At 69.5% G+C, this 8,079-nt stretch carries 6 protein-coding genes; 1 reads left to right on the top strand and 5 read right to left on the bottom strand.

The annotated features are described in order from the left end of the window. The 5 genes from ACFPZI_RS36860 to ACFPZI_RS36840 form a co-directional block, all read right to left on the bottom strand. Nucleotides 1–1,218 (bottom strand): IS3 family transposase gene (locus tag ACFPZI_RS36860; RefSeq protein ID WP_381371529.1). Its coding sequence is split into 2 segments (ribosomal slippage), with 1,219 coding nucleotides annotated over them: nt 1–936 and nt 936–1,218; the frame shifts between segments, so codons are not numbered across the junction. This gene is flagged as partial in the annotation. A 3-nt stretch (nt 1,219–1,221) separates the two neighbouring features. Continuing rightward, the gene (locus ACFPZI_RS36855; protein ID WP_381371528.1) at nt 1,222–2,013 is read right to left on the bottom strand and encodes a 4'-phosphopantetheinyl transferase family protein; all 792 of its coding nucleotides are present in this window, start codon (nt 2,011–2,013) and stop codon (nt 1,222–1,224) included. Next, nucleotides 2,010–2,879, bottom strand: coding sequence for a metallophosphoesterase family protein (locus tag ACFPZI_RS36850; RefSeq protein ID WP_381371527.1), 870 nt, complete (start codon nt 2,877–2,879; stop codon nt 2,010–2,012). Before ACFPZI_RS36850 ends, ACFPZI_RS36855 begins: the two co-directional genes overlap by 4 nt. Nucleotides 2,880–2,892: 13 nt before the next feature. After that, on the bottom strand, nt 2,893–4,734 hold the full coding sequence (locus tag ACFPZI_RS36845) for an ABC transporter ATP-binding protein (RefSeq protein ID WP_381371526.1): 1,842 nt from the start codon (nt 4,732–4,734) through the stop codon (nt 2,893–2,895). A 159-nt stretch (nt 4,735–4,893) separates the two neighbouring features. Beyond that, a complete protein-coding gene (locus ACFPZI_RS36840) occupies nt 4,894–6,651 on the bottom strand; it encodes an ABC transporter ATP-binding protein (protein ID WP_381371525.1) in 1,758 nt (585 codons plus the stop codon). Nucleotides 6,652–6,927: 276 nt separating this feature from the next. Here ACFPZI_RS36840 and ACFPZI_RS36835 point away from each other — a divergent pair, with 276 nt between their 5' ends. Further along, complete coding sequence (locus ACFPZI_RS36835; protein ID WP_381371524.1) at nt 6,928–7,959, top strand: GDP-mannose 4,6-dehydratase; 1,032 nt, start codon at nt 6,928–6,930, stop codon at nt 7,957–7,959. Nucleotides 7,960–8,079: the final 120 nt, after the last annotated feature.

Here is an 8,079-nt window from a genome sequence, read left to right as displayed (position 1 = left end):
CGGTGTAGTAGTTGGCTTCGTATTCGACGGGCGGGACGTGGCCTATCTCACCGTGGAGCCTGCGGTGGTTGTACCAGTCGACCCACTCGGCGGTAGCCAACTCGACCTGGGAGAGCGTCTTCCAGGGCCGCTGCGGCTTGATCAACTCGGTTTTGAACAGGCCGATCGTCGACTCCATCAGGGCGTTGTCGTACGCGTCACCGACCGAGCCGATGGAAGCTGCGATGCCGGCGGCGTCCAGATGCTCGGCGAGCTTGAACGACGTGTACTGCGACCCGGCGTCGGAGTGATGGATCAACTCTCCTGGCTGAACGGGCTGTTGATCGCGGTCGCGTTGCCAGATGGCCATCTCCAGGGCGTCCAGGACGAAGACGGTCTCCTTCACCGTGGCCGCGGACCAGCCGACGATCCGGCGGGAGAAGGTGTCCACGACGAACGCGACATAGACGGTCGCGGACCAGGTCTTCACGTGCGTGAAGTCCGCCACCCAGCACCGGTTCGGAGCGCCGGCGACGAAGTCGCGGTCGACCAGATCAGGGGCCCGCTCGACCTGCCCGCCGGGGATCGTGGTGATGATGCGCTTGCCGCGCACCGCGCCCTGGACCCCGAGTTCACGCATCAGGCGCTCGACGGTGCAGCGGGCCACCGCATGTCCCTGCCGGTTCAGCTCGCGCCAGATCTTCCGGGCCCCGTAGACGCGGTAGTTGGACGTGTAGACGTTCTGGATCCGCTCCTTGAGCTCCGCATCGCGCATGCGGCGGGCGGAGGGGGCTTGGAGGCGTTTCTTGTGAGCGTAGTACGTGGAAGGGGCGATCCTGCAGTCGTGCTCGGTGAGCGTCCTGCAGATCGGCTCGACGCCGCCGAAGCGGTCCCGGTGCTCGTCGATGAACGTTACGAGCGCGTGTGTGGCCGGTCGAGCTCGGCCGCGAAGAAACTCGCCGCCGCCTTCAGAATCTCATTCGCCCGCTTCAGCTCGGCGTTCTCCTTCTTCAACGCCTTGAGCTGGGCGGACTCCTCCGTCGTCGTCCCCGGACGCGTCCCCGCGTCGATCTCGTGCTGCTTCACCCAGTTCCGAAGCGTCTCGCGGGAGCCGATGCCGAGCTTGTCGGTGACCGCCTGCAAAGCGGCCGTCTCGTTCGGGTAATCGTCGCGCACCTCGGCGACCATGCGCACCGCACGACGGCGCAGCTCAAGCGGGTAACGGGAGGGTCGTGCCATGACTCAATCCTTGCATGAAATTGAGCCTCCACCTGACCCGGGGCGGTTCACCGGCGGGGCCTGGAGCGCGGTGGCGGCCGTCCCCTCGTCACGCCCGTCCGTGCGGGCCGCCGTGACGCGGGTCTGCGGTGCGGCGTGGGTCAGATGGATGGCCGTTGCCACCAGGCCGCGCCCGGCGGTCCACCGGCCGTGGAACTCACCGATGCGGGCGCCCGCCACGAGCGGTCCCGGCACCAGAAGCCGCGCCCGGAAAGTCCGCTCGACCGGGCTGATGTCGATCTGCGCCTCCGAGAAGTTGAGTTCGCGTCCGGTGAGCGGGTACCACACCTTGAAGACGCTCTCCTTGGCGCTGAAGACGAGCCGGTCCCAGCTGACGCCGGGGTGCCGGGCGGCCAGCGAGGCGATGAGGGCGGTCTCGTGCGGCAGCGCGATGGTGTCGAGCACGCCGTCGGGCAGCGGAGCGTCCGGCTCCGCGTCGATGCCGAGCGCGGCGGTCGTGTCGGACCGCGCCACCACCGCCGCGCGGTAGCCGTCGCAGTGCGTCATGCTGCCCACGATCCCCTGCGGCCACTGAGGCGCCCCGCGTCGGTTGGGCAGCAGCGGCACGGGCTGCTGTCCCAGGCTGCGCAGCGCGCGCCTGGCCAGGAAGCGTACGGTCGTGAACTCCCGCTGCCGCTTGGGGACCGAGCGCTCGATCAGCGCCAGCTCCTGCGGGAACAGCTTGTCGTCCGGTGCACGCGTGTCGTCGTACGCCACCTCGGCCGCCACCTCGGCGGGCAGCACCGAGCGGATCACCGGGCGGCCTGTCCGGCCGGCTCCGGCAGGATCTGGCGCAGCGGTATCCGTGACGGGCGTTTGCGCCATTCCCGCGGATAGCCGATCGACACCTCTTCGAAGCGCACCCCGTCGTGGCGGGTGACCCGGGGGATGTGGAGGTGGCCGTAGACGACGGCGGCGGCGCGGAAGCGCACATGCCAGTCGGCGGTCAGCTCCGTGCCGCACCACTGCGCGAACTGCGGGTAGTGCAGTACGCGGGTGGGGGCGCGGACCAGCGGATAGTGACTGACCAGGACCGTGGGCAGCGACGGATCGACGGCCGACAGCCGGCGCTCGGTCTCCTCGACCCGGGACCGGCACCAGGCGTCCCTGCTGGGGTAGGGGTCGGGGTGCAGGAAGTACTCGTCGGAGCAGACCACGCCCGACTCGTGGGCGAGCCGCAGCGACTCCTTCTTGGTCGTGGCGCCGGGAGCCAGGAACGAGTAGTCGTAGAGGACGAACAGCGGCGCGACCACCACCGGCCCACCGTCGCCCCGCCATACGGGGTAGGGGTCCTCGGGGGTGGATATGCCCAGTTCCCGGCAGAGCCGGACCAGCCGCAGATAGCGCTCCTCGCCGCGCAGCTCGCACGGGTCCTGCGGGTGGGTCCACAGCTCGTGGTTGCCCGGAGCCCAGATCACCCGGGAGAACCGGCCGCTGAGCAGCCGCAGCGCCCACTCGACGTCGGCGTACTTCTCGGCGACGTCGCCCGCGACGATCAGCCAGTCGTCGTCCGAGGCCGGGCGCAGTTTCTCGACCAGCGTGCGGTTGTCGTCGTACACGACATGGAGATCGCTCACGGCGAGGAGTTTTCCGGCAGGCACAGTACGGTCCTTATCGCTCATCGGCCGGGCTCGCTCACACAGGGTCGGGTTGGTGCGCCGATCCCGCCGGCAGGGCGCCCGCCACCGGCTGCCCGTCGTTCCCGGCGGGGCCCTGGGTGCGGGCGTCGTACAGGCGGGCGTAGGCGCCCTGTTCACGGATCAGCTCGTCGTGGGTGCCGCGTTCGACGATCCGGCCCGATTCCATGACCACAATGACATCCGCGTCGCGGATGGTGGAGAGGCGGTGCGCGATGACGAAGCTGGTCCTGCCCTCGCGCAGGGTGTTCATCGCGCGCTGGATCAGCACCTCGGTGCGGGTGTCGACGGAGCTCGTGGCCTCGTCGAGCACCAGCACCGCGGGCTTCGCGAGGAAGGCCCTGGCCACGGTGATCAGCTGTTTCTCGCCCGCGCTCACCCCGGCGGACTCGTCGTCCAGCACGGTGTCGTAGCCGTCCGGCAGCGTACGGATGAAACGGTCGGCGCAGGTGGCGCTCGCCGCGGCCACGATCTCCTCACGCGTCGCCCCGGCGCGGCCGTAGGCGATGTTCTCGGCGATCGAGCCGCCGAACAGCCAGGTGTCCTGGAGCACCAGGCCGAACTGCGCGCGCAGGCCGTCGCGGGTCATCGCCGCGATGTCCGCGCCGTCGAGCAGGATCCGGCCCTCGTCGACCTCGTAGAAGCGCAGCAGGAGATTGCCGAGCGTGGTCTTGCCGGCCCCGGTCGGGCCGACGATCGCCACCGTGCTGCCGGGTTCGACCGTCAGCGAGAGGTCCTCGATCAGCGGCCTGCCGGGGGAGTAGCGGAACGACACCCCCTCGAACTCCACCCGCCCGGCCGCCGTCTCGGCGCGCGCCGGACGCGAAGGGTCGGGGCTCTGCTCCTCGGCGTCGAGCAGGGTGAAGACCCGGGCGCCCGAGGCGATCCCGGACTGGAGATGGCCGGCCACCGCGGCGACCTGCACGATCGGCTGGCTGAACTGCCGGGAGTACAGGATGAACGCCTGTACGTCGCCGAGGGTCAGCTCGCCGCTGACCACTTTCCAGGCGCCCACCACGGCCACGGCCACGTAGCCGAGGTTGGCGATGAACATCATGGCGGGCTCGATGGTGCCCGAGGCGAACTGGGCCTTGGCGCCTGCCCGGAACAGCGCGTCGTTGAGCTTGTCGAAGCGCTCCTCGGCCCGCTCGCGCCTGCCGAACCCCTTGATCAGGGAATGGCCCGTGTAGACCTCTTCCACCTGTGCGTTCATCGAGCCGTTGGCGTCCCACTGGTCCGTGAAGCGGGGCTGGGCGCGCTTGCTGATCCACGCGGCGAGCACCCCGGAGACCGGCACGCCGGCGAGCATGACCAGCGCGAGCGACGGCGAGATGACCAGCATCAGGACGAGCATGGTGATGATGGAGAAGACCGAGGTGATCAGCTCGGCCAGGGTCTGCTGGAGGGTCTGCTGGAGATTGTCGACGTCGTTGGTGGTGCGGCTCAGCACCTCGCCCGCAGGGTTGCGGTCGAAGTAGCGCAGCGGCAGCCGGCCGAGCTTGTCCTGGGCGCTCTGCCGCAGGTCGAAGACCACCCGCTGGACGACGGCCGCGACCAGCCGGCCCTGCGCCAGCATGAACAGCGAGGCCGCGCCGTACAGCGCGAGCAGGATCAGCAGCAGCCGCCCGACCGCGCCGAAGTCGATGTCCGACCCGTCGAGGAGGGAGTCGAAGATCAGGTCGGTGGCCCTGCCGAGCAGGAGCGGACCGAACGCGTTGAGTACGATCCCGACGATTCCCACGAGGAGCGCGACGGCGATGCGGGGGCGGTGCGGAAGCAGCAGGCCGAGCAGACGGCGGCCGGTACCGCGCTTCTCGGGCTGCTCGGGAGGTGTTTTCACCGGCCCGCCGTTCGCCCGAGGGACGTGGTGCGCGGCGCCCGGTGCGCGAGCGCGCGGGGGACGGCGTCCGCCGTGTCCCGGACGAGCGCGGACGGGGCGACGGCGCGGCGCGGGTGCGCACCGGGCGCCGCCGGCCGGGGGTGACTTCTCAGGCAGGCCCTACGGCCGTCCGGCGAGACCATGAACGGTCTCCTCCTCGGTGAGCTGGGAGAGGGCGATTTCGCGGTAGGTGGCGTTGTCGCACAGCAGTTCGTCGTGGGTGCCCGTGCCGACGACCCGGCCGGCGTCGAGGATCACGATGCGGTCGGCGTACTGGACCTGGGCGATCCGCTGGGCGACCGTGATCACGGTCGCTCCGGCGGTCTCCGGCGCCAGGGCGGTCCGCAGCGCGGCGTCCGTGGCGTGGTCGAGCGCGGAGAAGCAGTCGTCGAAGAGGTAGACGGCGGGCCGCCGCAGCAGGGTGCGCGCGATGGCGAGACGCTGTCGCTGGCCGCCCGAGACGTTCGTGCCGCCCTGGGAGATCTCGGTGTCGAGCCCGTCGGGCATGTTCGCGACGAACGTGTCGGCCTGGGCGATCCGCAGGACCCGCCACAACTCGTCGTCGGTGGCGTCCGGGTCGCCGAAGCGCAGATTGGTCGCGACCGTCCCGGAGAAGAGATAGGGGCGCTGCGGGACGAAGCCCACGGTCCGGCCCAGGTCCTCGGGATCCAGCTCCCGGACGTCGACGCCGTTGACCCGCACCGAGCCCTCGGTGGCGTCGAACAGCCGCAGCACGAGGTTGAGCAGTGTCGTCTTGCCGCTGCCCGTGGAGCCGAGGATCGCCACGTTCTCCCCGGGGCCGGCGCTCAGACCGATCCCCTGGAGCACAGGCTTCTCGGCGCCCGGGTAGCGGAACTCCGCGCCGCGCAGCTCGACATGGCCCGCCGCGTCCGGCGCGGCAGGCACCGGCAGGGACGGCCGGACGACGCTCGACGACGTCCCCACGGCCTCCTGGATGCGCGCGGCGGACACCCGCGCGCGGGGCACCGAGAGGAACACGAACGCGACCATCACGACCGACATCAGGATCAGCGAGAGATACATCAGGAACGCGCTGAGCGCGCCGATGCGCATCGCCCCGCCGTCGATCCGGTGGGCGCCCGCCCAGAGGATCGCGACCGTGAAGGCGTTCATGAGGAGCAGCACCACGGGCAGCATCGACGCGATGAGGCGGCCGACCCGCTGCGAGACCTCGAACAGTTCCGTGCTGGTACGGGCGAACCGCTCGCGCTCGTAGCCGTCCCGGACGAAGGAGCGCACCACGCGCACCCCGGTGATCTGCTCGCGCAGCATCCGGCCGAGCCGGTCCAGACCGGTCTGCATGCGGGCGTAGAGGGCGCCCATACGGGCCAGGAGCAGACCGAACGCCACGCCGACGACCAGCACCAGCAGCACCAGGATCAGCGCCAGCGGGACGTCCTGGCGGAGCGCCAGCACGACGCTGCCCAGACACATCAGGGGTGCGGCCACCACGATGCCGAAGCCCGACTGGGCCAGCGTCTGCACCTGCTGGACGTCGTTGACCGTGCGGGTCAGCAGCGACGGCGTTCCGAAGCGGCCCACCTCACGGGCGGAGAAGTCCAGCACCCGGCGGAAGACGACGGACCGGATGTCGCGTCCCATCGCCATCGCGGTGCGGGCGGCCAGGGACACCGCGCCGACCGCCGCGAGGACCTGGACGAAGGCCACCGCGACCATCAGGCCGCCGAGCCGGGCGATGTAGCCGTTGTCGCGGGCGACCACGCCGTTGTCGATCAGAGCCGCGCCCAGCGTCGGCAGCAGCAGCGTCCCGAGGATCTGGACCAGTTGCAGAAGGATTAGCAGGGCGACGGCACGCCGGTACGGGCGCACATGGGTACGCAGAAGTCTCAGCAGCACGGAAAGACGCTCCGGTTGGCAGAGCCGGCCCGAACGCCGACGCACACAGTGCACCCCATCGCGGTGTCGAAAATTACTAGTGTTCTGCCCCTTCCGGCCTTCCGCGCGGGACCCCGACTCGGGAATTCCCTAGTAAGCCCGGGATTTCTTGACACCGTGGTCGGCGGCTTGCGAGCGTGCCGATGTCTATCGTCCGGACATGAAGCGTATTCGATGCTGGGTCGTCGACCGAGCTGTGCGTTTGGGCGTTCTCTCCGTGGTCGAGAAGGGGTTCGTATGACCAAGCGTGCACTGATCACCGGTATTACCGGCCAGGATGGTTCTTATCTGGCCGAGCATCTCCTGGCCGAGGGTTACGAGGTCTGGGGGCTGAACCGAGGTCAGGCCAACCCGCGCAAGTCGAGGGTCAGCCGGCTCGTCTCCGAGCTCTCGTTCGTGGACGGCGACCTGATGGACCAGGGCAGCCTGGTCTCCGCCGTCGACACCGTGCAGCCCGACGAGGTCTACAACCTCGGCGCGATCTCGTTCGTGCCGATGTCGTGGCAGCAGGCCGAGCTGGTGACCGAGGTCAACGGCACGGGTGTGCTGCGTGTTCTGGAGGCCATCCGGATGGTGAGCGGCCTCAACGGCTCGCGCACCACCTCGGGCGGCCAGATCCGTTTCTACCAGGCGTCGTCCTCGGAGATGTTCGGCAAGGCCGCCGAGACTCCGCAGCGCGAGTCGACGCTGTTCCACCCGCGCAGCCCGTACGGCGCCGCCAAGGCGTACGGGCACTTCATCACCCGCAACTACCGTGAGTCCTTCGGGATGTACGCCGTCTCCGGCATGCTCTTCAACCACGAGTCCCCGCGCCGCGGCTCGGAATTCGTGACCCGGAAGATATCCCTGGCCGTCGCCCGTATCAAGCTCGGCTTCCAGGAGAAGCTGCACCTGGGGAACATCGACGCGGTACGGGACTGGGGCTTCGCCGGCGACTACGTCCGCGCGATGCACCTCATGCTCCAGCCCGACGAGCCGGACGACTACGTGATCGGCAGCGGCACCATGCACTCGGTGCGCGACGCGGTGCGCATCGCCTTCGACCACGTGGGCCTGGACTGGCAGGACTACGTCGTCATCGACCCGGCGCTGGTGCGCCCGGCCGAGGTGGAGGTCCTCTGCGCCGACAGCGGGCACGCCCGCGCCCAGCTCGGCTGGAAGCCCACCGTCGACTTCCCCGAGCTGATGTGCATGATGGTCGATTCCGACCTGAATCAGGTCTCCCGGGAACACGAATACGGGGACCTTCTGCTGGCCTCCAACTGGTAGCCGTCCGAAGGACCGCAAAGGACTAGGGAATTCCCGTCGCGGTTCGTACGACACTCGCCACATGGCTTCCCGCTGAACGGCTGCGAAGCCATGTGGCTTTCCAATTTTTTTCGTATTGCA

This window comes from Streptomyces chlorus (assembly GCF_042655885.1).
Classification (GTDB): Bacteria; Actinomycetota; Actinomycetes; order Streptomycetales; family Streptomycetaceae; genus Streptomyces; species Streptomyces chlorus.
This window is presented reverse-complemented; position numbering and strand designations above follow the sequence as displayed.